Source organism: Bacillota bacterium (genome assembly GCA_036504675.1).
Lineage (GTDB): Bacteria > Bacillota > Sulfobacillia > JAJYWN01 > JAJZPE01 > DASXUT01.
In genome coordinates, this window is sequence record DASXUT010000165.1 from 1 (window position 1) to 18,684 (window position 18,684).

General features: G+C 68.0%; 16 protein-coding genes. 9 read left to right on the forward strand and 7 right to left on the reverse strand.

Features of this window, described 5'->3' with window-relative positions:
- Nucleotides 1-430: 430 nt before the first annotated feature.
- The 3 genes from VGL40_12980 (at nt 431) to VGL40_12990 (ending at nt 2,644) form a co-directional block, all read left to right on the forward strand.
- Nucleotides 431-1,318 (forward strand): HAMP domain-containing sensor histidine kinase, encoded by an 888-nt coding sequence (locus VGL40_12980; protein ID HEY3316177.1) that lies wholly within the window; start codon nt 431-433, stop codon nt 1,316-1,318.
- A 171-nt stretch (nt 1,319-1,489) separates the two neighbouring features.
- Entirely contained in the window at nt 1,490-1,822 is a 333-nt protein-coding gene (locus VGL40_12985) for a nucleotide pyrophosphohydrolase (protein HEY3316178.1), read from the forward strand.
- Nucleotides 1,823-1,936: 114 nt separating this feature from the next.
- The gene (locus tag VGL40_12990; protein ID HEY3316179.1) at nt 1,937-2,644 is read left to right on the forward strand and encodes a hypothetical protein; all 708 of its coding nucleotides are present in this window, start codon (nt 1,937-1,939) and stop codon (nt 2,642-2,644) included.
- Nucleotides 2,645-2,788: 144 nt separating this feature from the next.
- Here the strand turns inward: VGL40_12990 and VGL40_12995 are convergent, their stop codons facing one another.
- A complete protein-coding gene (locus tag VGL40_12995; GenBank protein ID HEY3316180.1) occupies nt 2,789-3,814 on the reverse strand; it encodes a DUF4830 domain-containing protein in 1,026 nt (341 codons plus the stop codon).
- A gap of 368 nt (nt 3,815-4,182) precedes the next feature.
- On the opposite strand from VGL40_12995, the gene nifV reads away from it, so the two are divergent.
- The 4 genes from nifV to icd are packed head-to-tail and all read left to right on the forward strand — an operon-like array spanning nt 4,183 to nt 8,449.
- Entirely contained in the window at nt 4,183-5,322 is a 1,140-nt protein-coding gene (gene nifV, locus VGL40_13000) for a homocitrate synthase (GenBank protein HEY3316181.1), read from the forward strand.
- A gap of 35 nt (nt 5,323-5,357) precedes the next feature.
- Entirely contained in the window at nt 5,358-6,614 is a 1,257-nt protein-coding gene (locus VGL40_13005) for a 3-isopropylmalate dehydratase large subunit (protein HEY3316182.1), read from the forward strand.
- Nucleotides 6,611-7,120, forward strand: coding sequence for a 3-isopropylmalate dehydratase small subunit (locus VGL40_13010; protein HEY3316183.1), 510 nt, complete (start codon nt 6,611-6,613; stop codon nt 7,118-7,120). Before VGL40_13005 ends, VGL40_13010 begins: the two co-directional genes overlap by 4 nt.
- A complete protein-coding gene (gene icd / locus VGL40_13015) occupies nt 7,121-8,449 on the forward strand; it encodes an NADP-dependent isocitrate dehydrogenase (protein HEY3316184.1) in 1,329 nt (442 codons plus the stop codon).
- A 69-nt stretch (nt 8,450-8,518) separates the two neighbouring features.
- Here the strand turns inward: icd and VGL40_13020 are convergent, their stop codons facing one another.
- Together VGL40_13020 and VGL40_13025 are read right to left on the reverse strand one after the other, a co-directional pair.
- The gene (locus tag VGL40_13020; protein ID HEY3316185.1) at nt 8,519-12,961 is read right to left on the reverse strand and encodes a DEAD/DEAH box helicase; all 4,443 of its coding nucleotides are present in this window, start codon (nt 12,959-12,961) and stop codon (nt 8,519-8,521) included.
- A gap of 23 nt (nt 12,962-12,984) precedes the next feature.
- Nucleotides 12,985-13,725: a DinB family protein gene (locus VGL40_13025; GenBank protein ID HEY3316186.1), complete on the reverse strand. Its 741-nt coding sequence runs from the start codon at nt 13,723-13,725 to the stop codon at nt 12,985-12,987.
- A 164-nt stretch (nt 13,726-13,889) separates the two neighbouring features.
- Between VGL40_13025 and VGL40_13030 the strand changes: the two genes are divergently transcribed.
- Nucleotides 13,890-14,123, forward strand: coding sequence for a YkoF family thiamine/hydroxymethylpyrimidine-binding protein (locus VGL40_13030; GenBank protein HEY3316187.1), 234 nt, complete (start codon nt 13,890-13,892; stop codon nt 14,121-14,123).
- 66 nt (nt 14,124-14,189) lie between these two features.
- Here VGL40_13030 and VGL40_13035 read toward each other — a convergent pair whose 3' ends face one another.
- From VGL40_13035 to VGL40_13050, 4 genes are all read right to left on the reverse strand, one after another.
- Nucleotides 14,190-14,912: a GNAT family protein gene (locus VGL40_13035; protein HEY3316188.1), complete on the reverse strand. Its 723-nt coding sequence runs from the start codon at nt 14,910-14,912 to the stop codon at nt 14,190-14,192.
- Between the two features lie 123 nt (nt 14,913-15,035).
- Entirely contained in the window at nt 15,036-15,503 is a 468-nt protein-coding gene (locus VGL40_13040; GenBank protein ID HEY3316189.1) for a SprT-like domain-containing protein, read from the reverse strand.
- A 58-nt stretch (nt 15,504-15,561) separates the two neighbouring features.
- A complete protein-coding gene (gene larA / locus VGL40_13045) occupies nt 15,562-16,824 on the reverse strand; it encodes a nickel-dependent lactate racemase (protein ID HEY3316190.1) in 1,263 nt (420 codons plus the stop codon).
- 403 nt (nt 16,825-17,227) lie between these two features.
- Nucleotides 17,228-18,199 (reverse strand): radical SAM protein, encoded by a 972-nt coding sequence (locus VGL40_13050; GenBank protein ID HEY3316191.1) that lies wholly within the window; start codon nt 18,197-18,199, stop codon nt 17,228-17,230.
- Between the two features lie 91 nt (nt 18,200-18,290).
- Between VGL40_13050 and VGL40_13055 the strand changes: the two genes are divergently transcribed.
- On the forward strand, nt 18,291-18,684 hold a 394-nt coding region (locus VGL40_13055; protein HEY3316192.1), incomplete at its 3' end, for a gamma carbonic anhydrase family protein.

Sequence of the window (18,684 nt, forward strand, 5' to 3'; positions counted from 1 at the left end):
GAGACCTATCTACGTCAGAAGAACCCCGGTTGGCAAAAACTCATGAGCCAACGCTAAACCAGTCGCGGAAACGCTGAGGGTGACATTTTCTCAGTCCCGTTATGCGCTTATACAGGTGACATATTCACTGTCCATTGACACCGACTGAATCCCCCTGTGTAAATCCCCCTGATAGCCGGCAAATCCGGGTGAAGGGCCAGCCTTGCGTGGGTGTCCATAGCCTGGACAAATCGGCGCTTTTGCAGGCGCGGCCGCGGCTTGCGAGGCTTTTCGAGGCTGCCGGCCGGGGGCCGGGGCCCCAGGGACCTGTGCCCTTGAAGGAGTTGGGGGACTGACACGAAAAGTCTCTCGATACTGGATTTCCCAGCGACCCGGGGCGCCGATGGTCATTTCCCAAGCGCCACTGGGGTTACCACGGGGAGGGACATCTTTGGCCGACACTTTTGAGCTGGTGGAGGCGTCTGTTCTTCAAGCTCTTGAGGGCCCGCCCCAGTCCGGCGGGTCGCCGTCGGACGAAGGTGGGGAGTCACCGTCGATTTCGGCGCCCGATCGCGCCGGGACCGCCCTGCCCTGGGACGACATCAAGGAGCATCTTGATGAGGCCCTTACGGTCATCGGCCATCAGTTGCAGACTCCTCTATCCAACCTGCAGCTGTGCGCGGAGTGGCTGTCCGGCGGCAGTCCGGCTGATGAGCGATACCCCAAGGTAAGGGCCCTCTTGAACGACCAGGCCTGGTCGATCAGCAAGATGATCGACGACCTTCTCGACCTGGCCAGGCTGGCCACCAACGCGATCACCGTGAAACGTGAGACGGTCAATCTCGACGCGCTCCTCCGCGACCGGACCGACCAACTGGTCCGTCGGACGCCCGAGCGCTACATCACCTACCACGGCCTCCCATCCTGCTTCCTCAAGGGCGACTCGCTCCGGCTGAGCCAGGCCTTTGACAACCTCCTGTACGACGTGGTCAAGTACTCGCCCCCAGAGACAGCCATTGAGCTGACCGTCAAGCAAGCCGAGGGGGAACAGGTCCTGATCACCGTGGAGAACAGGGACTATGCCCTGACCAGCGAAGAGGTCGAGCACGTCTTTCAGCCGTTCTACCGCGCCCGGCATCGGCAGGATGGGCTTGGAATCGGCCCCTTCCTGGCGAAGAGCCTGATCGAGCTCCACCGGGGCCGGATCTGGGTCCGCAGCACCACGGCCCTGGGAACGAGATTCTTCATCGAGTTGCCGGGGGCCCAGTTCAAGCCGGTCGCCCCGGGCGACCCCGACCACGAGGGGGTCGCGGTCGACGGAGTGGTCAACCACGACTAGCCGGACGAGCGGCCAGGCGGCCCGTTTTACAGAGACTGGTCAGGTGAGGCGCTTCCCACAGGGAGGCGCCTTCGTCGTGCCGGTCAGTGGGGCTGGAGCCCGGGTTCAGTCTGGTTCCGTAGCGGGAAGGAAGCCCCGGCGGGTCGGCGAAGTCCTAGGGCCATGGAGAACATGAAGAACCTGATGCGACAGGCGGTAGCCTTCCGCGACGAACGGGACTGGAAGCAGTTCCACAACCCCAAGGATCTGGCCGTGTCCCTCTGCCTCGAAGCCGCCGAACTGCTCGAGAACTTCCAGTGGAAGACGAGTGACGAGGCGGTGGGAAAGAGGCGGGCGGAGATCGCCGATGAACTGGCCGATGTCTTCATCTACGGCCTCTTCCTCGCCGACGCGCTCGGGCTCGACCCCGGGGAGACGGTCCTGGCGAAACTGGCCAAGAACGCCCGCAAGTACCCGGTGGCGAAGGCCCGCGGGTCGAGCCGCAAGTATACCGAGCTGGACTGACCCGGGCCCGAAGGGGGCCGGTGACCGGGCCCGGGAACCATTCTCCGCGGCCCGCCGTCGAAAGACCGGTGGCCCGTACATTCAGACTGGTGACCACCGCGGAGGATGACGTCCTTGCGCAAAGCCCTGTTGATCTTGATGGCCACGGCCGTTCTGCTGACGTCCCTGCCGTTCGCGCTGGCCGGCTGCTCATCAAAGGCGGCCACCGTCAGGGCGGGCGGAGCCGACGATCTCTATCTAGCCCCACAGCCCGAGACCTTGCAGGACCCGCCCGGTCAAATCAGCGGCGGCTCCAAGGTGCGAGTTCTGGCGACCCAGGGCGTCTGGACCATGATCCAGCAGGGGGGCCTCAAGGGTTGGATCCCCACCTGGTACCTGTCGGATGACCCGACCCCGGTGAAGGAACTCCAGAGCGAGGGCCTCGTCCTGGCTGACGAGGCCTCGATCTACCTGTATCCGGACGGCCCCGCGGTCGGAGAACTGCCCGGGGGCAAGGTCCTGAAGCCGTTCAAGGAGTGGAACGATTGGGTCCAGGTGAGGATCACGGTCTACAGCGTACCCGGCGTCCAGACGGCCTGGATCATGAGGAAGATGCTGACCACCCCGAACCAGGTCGAACCGAAAGAGGGCTACCTTTATCAAGGAACCGAGGCCTTCCAGGGCGAGTTCGACCAGATCACAGGGACCAAGCCCGACGTCCTGACCCACCCCCTGCCCGTGTGGATCACCGAGCAGAAAGGCGGCTATCTGCGGGTTAGCGCGGCCGGCGGGTGGATCGCCTGGGTCAAGAAGGACTCCTTTAGGCTGACCCCGCCTAGTTGAGTCGCCTCGCGCGGTCCGAACGAAGGAGACCGACAGCCGCTTCATGGCTGCCGGTCTCTGGTTCTTGGCCGAGGGTCGCCGGGGGACGTCCCAGCGGGCCGTCTGGAGATCGAACTGGGCCGCTGCGACGACACCAAGGCGGGTTCATGGACCGGTCCCCAGGCCCTCGATCTTCCACCCCTGAGCGGTCCTGGTCAGGCCGACGAAACGCGTTTGCACTCCGGTGGGCGGGTTGAACTGGGGGTTCCTCCACTTAATGTGGACCTCGGCCCGCACGTTGACCTCGTCCCCGGGCGGCAGGTTCACCGAGGTCACCAGGTGCCCCTGGGCCGGGTCGAAGAAGTAGTACTGCCAGGAGATGAGGTCCCCGGCGAGGATGTTTGAGACGTACCCGTTGTTGGCTCCGAAACCGGGGTTGTACAGGACTCCCGGGGAGAGGTTCATGGTCAGACTGTCGAGCATCACCCGCGGACTCAGGCAGGCGTTGGCCCGGACCTGGTCGCCGTCGTTGATGGCTTTGAAGAAGGCCCGGATGACCTCGATCGGGTCGAGCTTGGCGAGGTCGGGGTTGGGGCCCGGGTCGGCGAAGAACCCCTCCCGCTCAGCCCACTTCGGAAAGGTCAGGCCGGTGATGTCCGCGAATTGGCGGAGCTTCACGGACTGGTTGGCGGTTACGGCGTTGAAGAGGACCCAGGCCCCGCCGACCTTCCCTTGGTCGACCAGCAGGACGACGTTGGAAGGGTAGCGAAACTGGCGCTGGTCGCCCTCTCCGGGGAGACCACCGGCGATCGGGTAGATCCAGGCTTCGACGGTTTTGCCCTTGAGCCCCGTCAGGTCGAGGCCGACGTCTTTTGAGAGCTCGTTGGCGACGCCCCAGTAGAGCCCTTCGGGGTAAGCCCCGAGGGTGACCCTCCAGTCGGCCGGCACGGTCACCTGGAAGTGGGCCGGCTCGCCTTCCACGACGAGGCCATGTTGCCTCAGAAAGGCCTCGGCGGCGCGGGCTTTGGGACGCCGGGCGCAACCCGCGGAACCGACCCCGAGGCCCACCGCGAGTCCGGCCACCAGGGCGAGCCCTACGGCCAGGGCGGTGAGACGCCGTACGGCCGACGTCCACGTCCGCGTCCACGTCCGCGTCCGCGTCCGCGTCCGCGAATCTGTCCTACCAGGCATCGCCGACCTCCATCAGCCGAACTTCAGGCGCTTCTTCATCTTTCCTCAGCCGGTCGCGCTCCTTTCGGCCTCTGGGAGGGTTTTGGGGCTGGGCTCGCGTATTCCTCACCGGATTCGACGGCGGGCCGGGTCCTCCTTCAATGGTGAAAGCCGGCCGACATTCCTTGATTTCGTCGGCGGGTGAATAATTATGCAATCTTTTTTTCGCGGAAGGAGGATTCCGGCCGCGGATATTGAAAAGTATTTGACTTCAAAGGCATATCTGGGCAGCTAACTCCAGTAGGATGCCCTGCGGTTGCAGCACGGGGTGTCTTTCTTTATAAGCCGCTGGATATGCGCCGGCTCAACCTAGCGAGGAGTGAACCAGCATGGGCAAACAGATCTCGATCGTTGACACCACCCTGCGCGATGGTGAACAGACCGCGGGCGTGGTCTTCGCCAACCGGGAGAAGCTTCGCATCGCCAGGATGCTGGACGAAATCGGCGTTCACCAGATCGAGGCGGGCATCCCCGTGATGGGCGGGGACGAGAAGAAGGTCATCAAGGACATCGTCGACGCCGGCCTGCGGGCCAGCATCATGGGATGGAACCGGGCCGTCATTTCGGACCTCCAGCACTCCGTCGACTGTGGGGTCGACGCGGTCGCCATCTCCATCTCAACCTCCGACATTCACATCATTCACAAGCTCCGGAGCACCAGGGAGCGGGTCCTCCACGACATGGTCAAAGCCGCCGAGTTCGCCAAAGCGCACAACCTTTACGTCTCCGTCAACGCCGAAGACGCCTCGCGGACCGACATGGACTTCCTCATCCGCTTCGCCACCGAGGCTCGGAACGCCGGCGCGGACCGCTTGCGCTACTGCGACACGGTCGGGACGATGGAGCCGTTCGGCACCTATGACCGCATCCGGACCCTGATCGAGGCGGTCGGGATCGACATCGAGATGCACATGCACAACGACTTCGGGATGGCTACCGCCAACACGTTCGCTGGGGTCAAGGCCGGCGCCACCCATGCCGGGGTGACGGTGATCGGTCTCGGCGAGCGGGCCGGCAACGCGGCCTTGGAAGAAGTGATCATGGCCCTGAAGCACCTGATGGACACCGACCTCGAGTTCAAGACGGAACGGTTCCGCGAAGTGGCCGAATACGTGTCCCAGGCGGCCGGACGACCGCTCCATGTCTCGAAGGCCATCGTCGGCAGCAACATGTTCGCTCATGAATCCGGCATCCACACCGACGGAACCTTGAAGAACCCTTTGACCTACGAGGTCTTCCGCCCTGAAGAAGTGGGGCTCGAACGGCAGATCGTCATCGGCAAGCATTCCGGAACGGCTTCGATCAAGGCCAAGTTCGTCGAATACGGGATTGTCCTGCCCGACCCGGACGCCGAGGAAATCCTCAAGCGGGTCAGGTCGGCCGCCATCGAACTGAAGCGTTCCCTGTTTGACAAAGAGCTCGTCTACATCTATGAGGAGTACGTGGGAAGAAAGCAGATCGCCAAGTAGTCGGGGCCCTGGGCCCGGGGAGATGAGAACCAGACATGGGTCAGACCATCGCCGAAAAGATCTTTTCCAGTCACGTCGGCAGGAGCGTCCGCGCGGGGGAGATCGTCGTCGCCGACGTGGACGTCGCCCTGGTCCAGGACGGCACGGGACCCCTCACCGTCCGGCAGATGGCGGCCATGGGCTTCACCCGGCCGCGGCGACCCGATAAGACCCTGATCTTCCTCGACCACGCCCTCCCGAGCCCGCGGCGGGAGCTGGCCACCGACCACGTCTTTCTCCGCGAGTTCGCCCGTTCCAGTGGGGCCGTCATCCGGGAGCATGGTTACGGCATCTGCCACCAGGTCGTCGCGGAGGACTGGGCCGAGCCGGGCCAGATCGTCGTCGGCGCCGATTCGCACACCTGCATGGCCGGCGCCCTCGGGGCTTTCGGCACGGGCCTGGGCTCGACCGACGTCGCGGTGGCGATGGCCCTGGGTGACAATTGGTTCCGGGTGCCGGAGACGTTCAGGATCACCCTCCGCGGCCGTTTCCCAAAAGGAGTCGGGCCCAAGGACCTGATGCTCTTCATCATCGGACAGGTTGGGGCCGACGGAGCCACGTACAAAGCGCTGGAGTTCGGCGGGGAGGGGCTCCGCGACATCCCCATGCCGGGACGACTGACCCTGGCCAACATGGCCGTCGAATCAGGGGCCAAGGCCGGGCTGTTCCCCTCGGACGAGGTCACCAGGGAGTTCATGGAGGGGCATGGCCGCGGGAGCGCTTGGCGTCCGCTGGCCGCGGACGCCGATGCTTCGTACGAGCGGATCGTGACCATCGACCTCGGGGAGATCGAACCGACGGTCGCCTGTCCCCACCGGGTCGATAATGTCGCCACCATCGGTAAGGTCAAGGGAACCGCCGTACAGCAAGTGTTCATCGGTTCGTGCACCAACGGCCGGGTGGAGGATCTGGCCGAGGCCCTGGCCATTCTCGAGGGTCGGCCGCTCAATCCGAAGACCCGCCTCTTCGTCCAGCCGGCCTCGCGCCGCGTCTGGCTCGCCGCCGATTCCCTCGGCTATTTGGCCCGCTTCGTCCGCGCCGGGGCGGTGGTCCTGCCGCCGGGTTGCGGGCCCTGCGCCGGAATCCACCTGGGCATCCTCGGCGACGGGGAGGTCTGCGTGTCGACCACCAACCGCAACTTCGAAGGCCGCATGGGAAACCCGCAGTCCCAAGTGTATCTTGCCTCGCCGGCCGTGGCCGCGGCGACGGCCGTGGCGGGCGCCATCGCCGACCCACGGGAGGTTCTCCAGTGAAGCTGCAGGGAAGGGCGCACCTTTTCGGAGACGACATCTCGACCGACCACATCGCCCCCGGCCGGTACTACCATCTCCGTTCGAACCTGCCGGAGTTCGCCAAGCACGTCTTGGAGGACGCCGACCCGGCCTTCCCCTCGCGGGTGAGAGCCGGTGATTTCGTCGTCGCCGGCTCCAACTTCGGACTCGGTTCCAGCCGGGAGCACGCCCCGACCATCATGAAGCTGGCCGGAGTCTCAGCCGTGCTGGCCAAGTCCTTCGCCCGGATCTTCTTCCGCAACGCCATCAACATCGGGATGCCCGCCCTGGTCTGCGACACCGAAGGCATCTCCGCCGGCGATGAACTCGTACTGGACCTGGCCGCGGGACGGGTCCGCAACCTGACCCGGGGGACCGAGATCGAGGTCGTCCCCTTGCCGGCCGTGATGCTCCGCCTGCTCGAGGACGGCGGCCTGGTCGAGCACGTCAAGAAGCATGGCCGCCTGGCGGTGGGAGGGGACGAGTGAATGGCTGAGCGCGCCGACGGACTGGTTGGCGAGGCCGGTCGACCGGAGTGGGGTCAGCCGGTCGGGCTCGACGGCGGTCGCCTTCTCGTCCCCGACCACCCGTTGGTCGGGTTCATCGAAGGCGATGGCATCGGGCCCGAGATCTGGCGGGCCACGAAGGATGTGACGGACGCCGCCGTGGCCGCGGCCTACGGGGGACGTCGGGCGATCGCCTGGTGGGAACTGGCCGCCGGAGAGAAGGCTCACCGCAGCCAGGGCGATTATCTGCCGGCCTCGACGGTCGAGGCCCTGCGGATGTGCCGGGTCGGCATCAAGGGCCCCCTGACCACCCCGGTCGGAGGGGGGTTCCGCAGCGTCAACGTGGCTTTGCGGCAGATCCTCGACCTTTACGCCTGCATCCGTCCGGTCCGCTGGTTCCCGGGGCTCCCTTCACCCCTCAAGGATCCGGAGAAGGTGGACATGGTCATCTTCCGCGAGAATACAGAGGATGTCTATGCCGGAATCGAGTGGGCGATGGGCTCCCCGGAAGCCAAGAAGCTCATCGGCTACCTCGAGGACGAGTTCGGGGTGAGGGTCCGGGCCGACTCGGGGATCGGGATCAAGCCCATCAGCCGGACCGGGTCGGAGCGGATCATCCGCCGCGCCCTGAGCTTCGCCCTGGAGTCCGGGAGAAGCAGCGTGACCATGATGCACAAGGGCAATATCCAGAAGTACACCGAGGGCGCCTTTCGCAAATGGGGTTATGAGCTGGCGGAACGGGAGTTCGCCGGGCGTTTCGCGCGGGAGGCGGCAGCGGCGGTTTCGGCCGGGGCCGAGGCCGTCCCGGCGCCCGTCGGGGGCAACGGCAACAGCGGCGGCGACGCCACTCTCGATTCGGCTGCCCGCCGGCCGGTCGTCTTCAGGGACCGCATCGCCGACAACATGTTCCAGCAGATCCTGTTGAGACCGGCCGACTATGACATCATCGTCGCCCCCAACCTGAACGGGGACTATATCAGCGACGCCGCGGCCGCCTTGGTCGGCGGTCTCGGTGTGGCCCCGGGGGGCAATCTGTCCGATGAGGTTGCCGTGTTCGAAGCGACCCATGGATCGGCGCCCGACTTCGCCGGCCGCGACCTCGCCAACCCAAGCTCGCTGATCCTCTCCGCCGCCATGCTCCTGGACCACCTCGGCTGGCCGGAGGCGGCCCGGTTGGTCGAGGCCGGGGTCGAGGTCGCCGTCGGCAAGGGGATCGTCACCGCCGACCTGGCCTTTCAGCTGGGCGTGCCGGCCGTTGGGACGAAGGCCTTCGGCGAAGCCGTGATCCGCGAAGTCCAGGTCGCGCGGTGAAGGGGCGACCGAGGAGGTCAGCCCTGGCGCTTTTCTGGTTGGCCAACGGCGACTTGCGGTCTCGCTCGCTCAGGCCAGACTCGAGGCCCACAGGACGATCGCCTGTCCCTGCTCGATCCCGCCCAATGTGCGGAGGAACGGCCCGATCTCGCTCTTGGCCGCGGGTCGGCCGTCCCAGGTCTCAATTAGGAGCTTGAGCCGCCGACCGCGGACCGGCCCGCGCCCGCGAATGAGGGCCTGGGCCAGATGTTGCAGGGCATCCGTCCAGAGGGCCGGATCAATCCCGGGGCGCAGCGGGGTGAGACGCCGGCCGTGACCTTCGACGGCCAGTACCGCACGGCCGCCGGCGAAGAGGACGTAGTTGCCCGCCGCCCGGGGGACGGGGTTGGCCGGCGGGGCGATGGCCGGGTCGTAGGCGGAAAGGAGAAGGAACGGCGGGGAAGGGGGAACGACGGCTTCCTCCTTCAGTTCGCGCAGCCCCTCGACGGCCTCCGGCGCGGCGAACTGCGGGCCGGAGAGGCCAGAGACGAAATAGCCCTGGCGGACTCGACCGAGGACTTCCTCCCGTTTGAGCACTGACAGCACCTCGGACCACGGGTGGGGGTCGCCCTCGGCGGCCAGGATCTCCCGGGTCACGACACCGTGGCGGTCGAGGAGGGCAGCCGCCCAGAAGGCGGCGGCCTCCTGACCGGGCCCGGTCTCCGGCAACGCCCACCAGCGCCCGGTGGTCCCGGCCGGCCCGGCCGCGGAGACGCCCCCGGCGCCCCTGGCCAGACGACGGATGATGCTTGGGTCGATTACCCGCTCGTCCCCGCCCCGGCGGCTTTTCCGCCCGGCCAGGGCCAGCAGGCGGACGGGGGCGAAGGTGTCGTTGGCCACCCGGCCGGCCAGGGTCAGGCGCAGCAAGGCCTCGGTGGTCTCGGCCGGGCTCAGGGCGGCGGCCGCCGCGACGGCCCCGGTGAAAGAGGCCCCACGGCCGCCCAGGGCCGCCAGAATGGCTTGATCGGCGGGGCGCTCGGCCGCGGGAGCCTGGCCGGACGCCCCGTCCGGCTCGCCGGGCACCCGGCCGGGCACCGCCCCCGACGGGAAGAAGGCCAGCCGGCCCCCGGGGCGGGCGACCCAGACGAACTCGCCCGAAGCCAAGAGGCCGTCGAGCCCGGCCGGCTGGTAGCCGGGCAGGCGGGCGGGGAGCACGTCACGCTCCCAGGCTTCCAGCGGCAAGGCCAGGCCGCGCAACTTGGCCAGGGCGGACCGCAGGTCCGAGGGCGGGCCGTCCAGCTCTTGCCGGCGCAGCAGATACCGCTGGTAGGTCTCGAGGGTCACGGGCTCCATCTGGTGCCTCAGCAGGCCGAGCGTCCGGCGGTGCAGCTGCTGGAGGACGTCGGAGTCGCACCATTCCCGTCCCTCCACGCCCGGGGTGAACTCCCCGGCGACGACCTCGCCCTCGGCCTGAAGGACGGTCAGGACTCCCAGGACCCAGGAACGGTCGAACCCGTAGCGCTCGGCCAGGGCCACCGCCTGGAAAGGTCCGTTGGTCCTGACGAACCGTCGGACCAGGGCCTCCCTGGCCGACAGGGAACCCAGCCCGGCCTCGTGGTAGAGATCGAAGTCCTCGGTGACCACCCAGCGGGGCTCTCCCGAGGCCCCGGCTCCAAGCGCCGGCGCGACCCTGACCCGTCCGGACCGTGCGAGCTCGGCCAGCATCTGCGCGGCCCGCGCCCCTGGCTCGGTCCGCTCGGCGAGCTCACCCGGGGTCAGGTCGCCCACCCTCCGCAGCAGGTCGTGAATCTCGTCGGCCGACCGGGCCCGGCGCCCCTCGGCCTGGTGCTGCAACCAGGCCACGGTATCCTCGATGGCCCGCGGTTCGAGGAGCTCCCGGAGGCCGCGCGAATCGAGGACCTCCCGCAGGAGGTCGCGATTGACGGCCAGCATCTGACTGCGCCGCTCGGCCCTGGGGGTGTCGTCACCGTACATGTTCGCCCCGATGAACTTGAACAGCAGGTTGGCCGCGAAGGGGGAGGGGACCGCGGCCTCGCGGCGTTCGACCTCGATCTCCCCGCTCTCTATGGCGGTGAGGACCTCGACCAGCCCGTCCACCTCGAGCAGGTCGTCCAGGGCCTCGCGGTAGGCCTCGACGGTCACCGGGTAGTCGCCGAGCCGCCTGGCCGCCTGGAGCAGGTCGGCTGCGCGAAGGCGCTGGAGCCAGAGGGGCGTTCGCTCGCGGCCACCCGCCCTGGGCAGGACCAGCGCCCGAGCCGCCGCCCGCCGGAAGCAGGCCCCGAAGAGGGGCGAGCCGGCCAGGTCCTGCAGGATGAGTTCCTGGGCGTTGGCCGCGGTCACCCCGTCCAGGGGGAAACCGGGCGGGAAGTCGCGTCCCGATTCGGGCAGGCGGAAGAGCATCCCATCGTCGGCCCAGACGCCGTCGATGACCAGGCCGAACTTGGTCCGGACTCGGCGAAGGATGGCCATGCTCCAGGCGGCGTGGACCGGGCCGCCGAAGGGTGAGTGAACGATGTAACGCGGGTCGCCCAGCTCATCCTGGAAACGCTCGACGATGATCCGCCGGTCGGAGGGCAGCCCGGCCAGCGCCCGTTGGTCACGGAGGTAGGTCTCGAGGTTGGCGGCGGCCCGTGGGTCGCAGGCCGCCTCGCCGGCCAGCCAATCGCGGAGGCTGGAGGCCGTGTCCCCCAGGCGGGCTTCGGCCTGACGGATGAACTCCCCGACCTTGCGGCCAAGGTCGTAGGGCCGGCCCAGCCCCTCACCCTTCCAGAAGGGGATCTTCGCCTCCCGCCCCGGAGCCTCGCTGACGAAGACCCGATCGCGCTGGATGGCTTCGATCCGCCAGGGGGAGCTGCCCAGCCAGAAGACGTCGCCCAGCCGCGACTCGTAGACCATCTCCTCGTCGAGCTCGCCGAGTTTGACCCGGGTGCCCTGGAGGTAGACGGGATAGAGGCCGCGGTCGGGGATGGCCCCACCGCCGCGGATGGCCAGCAGCCGGCCACCTTCGCGGCCACGGACCACCCCGTTGTCCTTGTCCCACGTGATCCGGGGCTTCATCGCCGCCAGTTCCTCGACCGGATACCGCCCGGAGAGCATCTCCAGGACCGCGTCGAACTGAGGGCGAGCCAAGTCTCGGTAGGGATAGGCTGAGCGAATCAGGCGATAAAGGTCATCGGGCCGCCAGTCCTCGACGGCGGCCATCGCCACGACCTGCTGGGCCAGGACGTCCAGGCAGTTCCGGGGGACGCGGGTCTCTTCGACCTCGCCGCGGAGCATGCCGCGGGCAACGGCGGCCGCCTCGAGCAGGTCCGACCGCTGCTTGGCGACGATTCGCCCCTTGGCCGAGGCCCCGACCAGGTGGCCGGCCCGACCGACCCGCTGCAGGCCGCGGGCGACGCTCTTCGACGACTCTACCTGGATGACTAGGTCGATGAAACCGATGTCGATGCCGAGCTCCAGCGATGACGTGGCGACCAGGCAGGGTAGGCGCCCTTCCTTCAGGTCGCGCTCGACGGCCTCGCGGGCGGCCCGGGACATCGAGCCATGGTGAGTGCGGGCGATCTCCGCCGCCGCCAACTCGTTGAGCTTGAGGGTCAGGCGTTCGGCCAACCGCCGGTTGTTGACGAAGATGAGGGTCGAGCGATGGGCCTTGATCCATTCGTAAAGGCGGGAATGGATCGTCGGCCAAATCGAGCCCTCAGGGAGGATCCTCAGGTCGTCCACGGTCACCGTGACCTGGAGGTCGAGGCCCTTGCGAATCCCGGCGTCGATCATCCGCACCGGCCTGGCCTCCCCCGTCGAGGGGTCCTGGCCTCCAAGGAAGCGGGCGATCTCCTCCAGCGGGCGTTGGGTCGCCGACAGACCGATCCTGACGGGCCGGCGGGCCAGCGCCTCCACCCGTTCGAGGGACAGGGCCAGGTGCACGCCGCGCTTGGTCCCGGCGACGGCATGGATCTCGTCGACGATGACCCAGCGGACGGTCGACAGCATGTGGCGGGCCTGACTCGAGGTCAGGATGAGGTAGAGTGACTCGGGCGTGGTGATGAGGACCTGCGGCGGGCGGCGGAGCATGGCCCGGCGGGCTTCGGCCGTCGTGTCTCCGGTCCGGACGGCCGTCCGAAGCTCGGGCAGGGAGTGTCCGAGCCGCCTGGCCGCCCCCGCGATGCCCTCCAGCGGCGCCTCGAGGTTGCGATGGATGTCGTTGTTGAGGGCTTTCAGCGGGGAGACGTAGAGGACCCGGACGCCGCCTATGTCCCGGCCGGCCTCCCCATCGACATAGAGCTGATTCAAGCAGGCCAGGAAGGCGGCCAGGGTCTTGCCGGACCCGGTTGGAGCGAGGATCAGCGTGCTGTCGCCGGCGGCGATCGACGGCCAGCCCAGGGTCTGAGCCGGCGTCGGGCGCCCCAGGGCCTCCTCGAACCAGGCCCGCACGGCCGGGTGGAAAAGCCCGAGGGCCTGATCATCGCCGGCCCGCGGGGGGCCGGGCTGGGTTGGGTCGTTGCCTCTGGTCATGGCGGGTGAGTGGGGGCCTCCGTTTACTGTCCGCGTTGGGCCAGGAACAGGGCCAGGTCACGCTCAATCGTGTCGCGGTGGAACTTCTCGTGGTACATGAAGCGACGGAAGAGCTTGCGGGCCGTCCAGACTTGACGGTTCGGTCGGCGCACGGCGGCCATGTCCTCTTGGCTCAACCCGGCGAGGTGGTCGAGGGCCTGCCGGCGATGGCGTTCAAGGCGTCCCCAAAGGTCGGCGGCCCGCGGCGTGGCCGGCAGGCCGGGCCAGAAGCAGCTCAGATACCAACGGTCGCAGGCGTAGACATGACGGAGTTGCTCGCCGATGCTCATCCGTCGGGGGAGCGAGCGATAACCGTAGGCCTCGGGCGGAAGGCGGTCCCTCAGGGTCAGGAGGGCCTCCCTCAGATGACCGAGGATGGCCAGGAGGCCGGGGAGTTCCTTCGGCCTGACGGGCTCGAGGTCGCGCTCGAAGGTGGCCCACGTGTTCCCGTCGTCGGCCCGGCCGCGCCGAGAGAAGGTCTCGGCGACGACCAATTCCGGGGCCTCGTCCGGCGCCCACACTTCGGTCAGCAGCCCCAACTCGCCGCATTCGGCCAGGAAGCTTCGAAGTTTCCTGGCCTCAGCTGGCCCCGAGGCCAGGGCCTCGTCGAGGCTTTCCCCCCTGGCCAGGAGGCCCGGAGGGTCGAACGTGAAGAGGAGGCAACCACGGGTGGCGACCTCGGCGTAGACCTTCAGCGCGGGGCGGCGGGACACGGTGGCCGTCATGCTGTTGCGCGCCTCCCTGCTTCCGGATACCGAACATACATTCGCCGGGGCTTGGCGGATTCCTGCCCCGGACCGACGGACAAGTCGGTGATCCGCCGAATAGGCCGGCCGCGCGCCCGGCAGGCTATGGGTGAACCAACCAAGTCCCCCGGGAGGTCGTGACGATGCTGGCGGCGGAAGTCTCGCTCTATCCACAGAAGTCCAAGGAGTGCGCCGAGGTCATCAAGCGGTCGGTGGAAGTCCTCGGCGAGCAGGGCCTGCGGTATGAGGTCGGCCCGGTGAGCACCTTTGTCGAGGGTGATTCCGACCGGGTCTGGTCCGGACTGCGCTCGGTGTTCGAGGCCGCCGGACGGCAGGGCTGCGAGGTCAACATGGTTGTCCAGATGCGGGAGACCTGAGGCGCGGACCGCCGAACGCAAGGTCGCGACGAACAGCCCCCGGGCCTCGGCCCAGGGGCATCGCTTTCATGGGGCTGATCGCTTACGGGCGGAGCGGGCGGACGACGGCTTGTTGCCGGAGCTCTTCCGGCCGTTGGAGGCGGCCTTGCCTCCGGGGGCCCTGGTCCGGGCGGCGGTTCCGGCGCGAAGACCCGCCACGACGCGATTCCCCGGTTTGGCCTTCCTGGCCGGCCTGGCCTTGCCTCCGGGCCAGCCCTTGAACTCACGGTCGAGAATGCTCATCATGTAGTAGTCACGGTGGCGACCATCGCGGTAGGTATGGTCCCGCATGACCCCCTCGTGCTTGAACCCGATGCTCCCGTAGCAGCGGACGGCCTTGGTGTTGCCGGCGTCCACCTCGAGCCAGATCTTGTGCAGCCGTAGATCGCCGAAGGCGAAGCGGAGAAGGGTGTTGACGGCCTCCGACCCGTACCCGCGGCCGCGATGGCTGGCCGGGCCGATGCCCACTCCCATTCCCGCATGCCCGTCCTTGTATGAGATCCGTTGCAGGCCGATGGTCCCGATGAGCTTGTGGTCCTCGGTCTGGATGCCGAAGGTGTAGCTGGTCCCGTCGGCCTCGGCGGCGACCTGGCTCCCGATCCACTCCTGCTCGGCCTGGAGGGAATACGGGAAGCTGATGTCCCGCAGGTAGCGGCAGAACTCGGGGTCGTTGATCCAGGTCTGGGCGATGGCCGCATCCCCCGGTTCCAGGGCGCGCAGGGTCACTCTCTCTCCGACGAGGTTGGGCACGTGGTCCTCCTCCCACCTGAGTGAGTCCGTCGGGGCGGTCGAATGGGGCGAAGCGGGCGGGACGAGTGGGCGGGCAGCCCTTTACAGGATGCCCCAGAACGGCCAGCCCTAGCCAATGGCCAGCTAGACGCGGTGGCGCTCCTTCAATTGCAGCTTGAACCGGGGATCATAGCGGGGTGAGCAACGCCCGCAAGACCATTGACCGGCTCGTCTCTTGACGAAGCGGCGACCGCAGGACGGGCATTCATAGACGTAGCGCCACTGGCTGCGCCGCTTGGGGGCGAAGGGCCGGCAGTAGGTGAAGTCTCGCAGCCCTTCCGGGGGGACGCCGCACCTCTTGGCCTGGGCCTTGAAGGCCGCGCCGTGGCCGGGAGCGACGAGGTGGATCATCTCGTGAAGGAGGAGTTGGGCCAGCCTCTCGGGAAATTGCTGCAGGTATAACTGGGAGAGGCGGATGACCCCCCGCCGGTAGTAGCACTTGCCGGCCGTGGCTGTCATCCTCGAGGATAGTTCAAGGCGGGCCTTCAGGCGGCCGTCAAAGTATCGTTCGTTGAGGGAGTCAAAGGCTCTGCGGACGGTGGCCAGGTCCATTCGGCGGAGTGCCCCCCGGAGTGGAATGCGAAGATAAACGGCGACTGTCAATAATAATCTACATTGCGGTCGGTACGGTGAGCCCGGCATCGGGCATGAGGACCATCGCCAGCCGATCCGTGCCGAGCCGCTCGAGGGCCGCGGCGACGGCCTTCTCGGGGCTCGCCGCGGGTTCGAAGAGCAACTCCCGGGCCAAGCTCTCGGGCAGGGAAGAGTATAGGATGAAGTGGGCTCGCCGCATCAGCCGGGTGACCGCGTAAGCCTTGTGGCCACCGAGTTCGAAGTGCTCCCGGATGGCCGCCTCGATCCGTTCCGGCGACCGGTAGTTCGTCATCCAACGGTGGTACGTGTCGTTGCCGTGGCCCTCGGGACATTCAGCCAGGAGGATGACCACCCCGCCGGGGCGGGCCGCCAGGACGGCGTTGTCCATCGTCTTTTGCAGCTGGTAGACGTTGATATCCTTGGGGTGACCGCCGGCGCTGGCGACCACCAGGTCGGCCTGTCTCGCGAGGGGCACCCCGTAAACCTCCCGCACCAGCCGGCAGCCCGCCTCGTGGGCGGCCACCAGGTCGCCGGCGAAGACCCCCAGGAAGCGGCGGGCTTCGTCGAGGACCACGTTGACGAGGAAGTCCGGGGAACCCAGACGGGCCGCCTCCAGGAGGTCCTCGTGGACGGGGTTCCCGGCCAGCCGGCCGATCTCCGCCCCGGGCTCGAGCATCAGCCGGTGGTTGAACTGGATCGTCTGGTAGCCGGCGACCCCGGGGACCATCGCCTTGCGGCCCCCGCCGAAGCCGGCGAAGAAATGGTAGACGATGCCGCCGGTGAGGATGACCCGGTCGGCCTCGAGGACCCGCCGGTTGAGGTAGACCTCGTTGCCGCGGCTGGTCCGGCCGGCGTAGGCCAACCCGGCTTGATCCGTGGCGTCATGGTTGAACAGCCGGATCCGCCCGGCCGCCTTGCCGGCGATGGCCTTCACCTCGGCCTCGGTCAGGGCCCGGTGGGAGCCGGTGGCAAAGACCCCGAAGATATCCTGGTCCCGTACCCCGGCGCGGTTCAGCTCATCGAGGAGGACGGGCAGGAAGGTATCCGTGTTGGCCAGCCTGGTCGGATCGTTCAGGAGGACGCAGACGGAATCCCCGGGCCGAATGACCTCGGCCAGCGGCGGCGAAGCGATCGGCCGGCGCAGGGCGTCACGAATGGCCGCGGCCGGGTCGGTCAGGGGCGGCCGACCCCTCAGGCTGAGGGTGGCCAGGACCTCCCCGTCCGGGAGGGGGACTTCGATGGTGCCCTTGCCATACTTGAAGCAGACTCTCCTGGCCACCGGCCGGACCTCCTCACTACCCGACTTCTTGGTTCTTCTACTCTCCGAGGTGAACCCCTTGCTCGATCGACCCTGTTTGGTAAGAACCTTTGCCGGTAGCCCCTACGAACTCGGCCGGTTCGAGGCGGACCTGCTGCTCAGCCGGGATAGTCAGCGCAGCCGCTCCCTGCGGGAGGCCTGGCGGAAACTGACGGCGGCACCGGCCGGCCGGGAGCCGACCGCCCGGGCGCGCCTGGCCGAGGGTGAGGACGTCCTCGGCCTCGAGCCCGGCGTGGTGGCTTCGCTCTGGGCCCGCCGGACACGCCTCCCCGAGCAGGCCGGTTGCACCGTGTTTGCCGTCGCCCGCCGGAACGGCGGACGGGGCGTCCCCCGCCGCCTACTGCGAGGAGCTGGCGGTGGTGGTCTAGAGGCGGGTCCTGGGCGGCCGCGGCTTCAGGTCGGGGATGCCCTTCAGCCGCCAGTCGGGGATGAAGGCCTGGTCGGCCGAGGAGAGCTCCTGGGCGTAACCGTCCTCCAGCCCGGCGGCGAAGTAGTCCTCGAGGACCTGCGCGTACTCGCGGCGGGTCAGGCGACGGTTGATCTCCGGGTACTCGGCGGCCCGGTGGTACGGCGTATACTGGCTCATCAGGCTGACCTTGACGCCGGCCGGGGCGTGGTCGTGGATCCAGGCGAGGACCCGCTTGGTCGCCCCGAGGTGGCCCGGGATGACCAGGTGGCGGATGATCACACCCTGACGGGCCATCCCGGCTTCATCCAAGGTGAGCGGGCCGACCTGGCGAATCATCTCTTCGATGGCGGCCGTGGCGGCGGCGAAGTAGCCCGGCGCGGCCGAATACCGGCGGGCCATCGCCTCACCCTCCTCGTCGCCCGGGTACTTCAGGTCCGGGAGATAGATCTGGACAAGCCCCTCGAGACGGCGCAGGGCGCCGACGTTCTCATAGGCGTTGGTGTTGTAGACCACCGGGACGGCCAGTCCGTGCGCCCCGGCCTCGGTCAGGGCCTCGACGATGGCCGGAATGTATGGCGTCGGGGAGACCAGGTTGACGTTGTGGGCCCCCCGTGACTGCAGGTCGAGCATGGCCTGGGCCAGTTCGCTCCGGCCGTGGACCCGGCCGTAATGGCCCTGGCTGATCTCGGCGTTCTGGCAGAAAACGCACCTGAGGTTGCACTCGGAGAAGAAGATCGTCCCCGACCCACCAGAGCCCGAGAGGCACGGCTCCTCCCAGTGATGAAGGGACACCTGGGCGACCTTGGCTTCCAGCGGGGCCCGGCAGTAGCCAGGCTCGCCGGCGGCCCGGTCGACCCGGCAGAGGCGCGGGCAGAGGTCGCAGAGCGTGCCCTTTCCCTGGGACGCCTTGGCGGCAGCAGTCAGCAAGTCCACCCCCCATCTGCCTTTCAATCTACTATCCGGCGGGCGCCGCCGTCAATGGCCGGCGCCGCGGTCCGGAAGGAATGGGCGTGACCACTTGGAACGTGAGGATCAGCCGGCGGACGGCCGCTTCGAGCCCTTCGAGGGCCACCGGCCCAGCGTGGAAAGCCCGTCTTACGTGGCCCCCACGGCGCGCCTCATCGGCCGGGTCAGGGCCGGCCAACACACCAGCGTCTGGCCGGGGGTCGTCCTCCGAGGCGACCACGAGTCGATCACCATCGGCCGGGGGACCAACATCCAGGACAACACGGTCGTCCACCCGGACCCCGGAGAGCCGGTGCGCATCGGCGACCACGTCACCATCGGCCACGGCGCCGTCATCCACGCCTGCACCATCGGCCACGATGTGCTCATCGGGATCGGTGCGGTGATCCTGAACCGGGCGGTGATCGGGGACGGCTCGGTGGTCGGAGCCGGGGCCGTCGTCGCCG

Coding starts and splice junctions, on each gene's coding strand:
- VGL40_13030 (HEY3316187.1), top strand. CDS start 13,890: ATGCTGGCGGCGGAAGTCTCGCTCTATCCACAGAAGTCCAAGGAGTGC.
- icd (HEY3316184.1), top strand. CDS start 7,121: ATGGCTGAGCGCGCCGACGGACTGGTTGGCGAGGCCGGTCGACCGGAG.
- VGL40_13025 (HEY3316186.1), bottom strand. CDS start 13,725: ATGACGGCCACCGTGTCCCGCCGCCCCGCGCTGAAGGTCTACGCCGAG.
- VGL40_13020 (HEY3316185.1), bottom strand. CDS start 12,961: ATGACCAGAGGCAACGACCCAACCCAGCCCGGCCCCCCGCGGGCCGGC.
- VGL40_12995 (HEY3316180.1), bottom strand. CDS start 3,814: ATGCCTGGTAGGACAGATTCGCGGACGCGGACGCGGACGCGGACGTGG.
- nifV (HEY3316181.1), top strand. CDS start 4,183: ATGGGCAAACAGATCTCGATCGTTGACACCACCCTGCGCGATGGTGAA.
- VGL40_13040 (HEY3316189.1), bottom strand. CDS start 15,503: ATGGACCTGGCCACCGTCCGCAGAGCCTTTGACTCCCTCAACGAACGA.
- VGL40_12985 (HEY3316178.1), top strand. CDS start 1,490: ATGAAGAACCTGATGCGACAGGCGGTAGCCTTCCGCGACGAACGGGAC.
- VGL40_13005 (HEY3316182.1), top strand. CDS start 5,358: ATGGGTCAGACCATCGCCGAAAAGATCTTTTCCAGTCACGTCGGCAGG.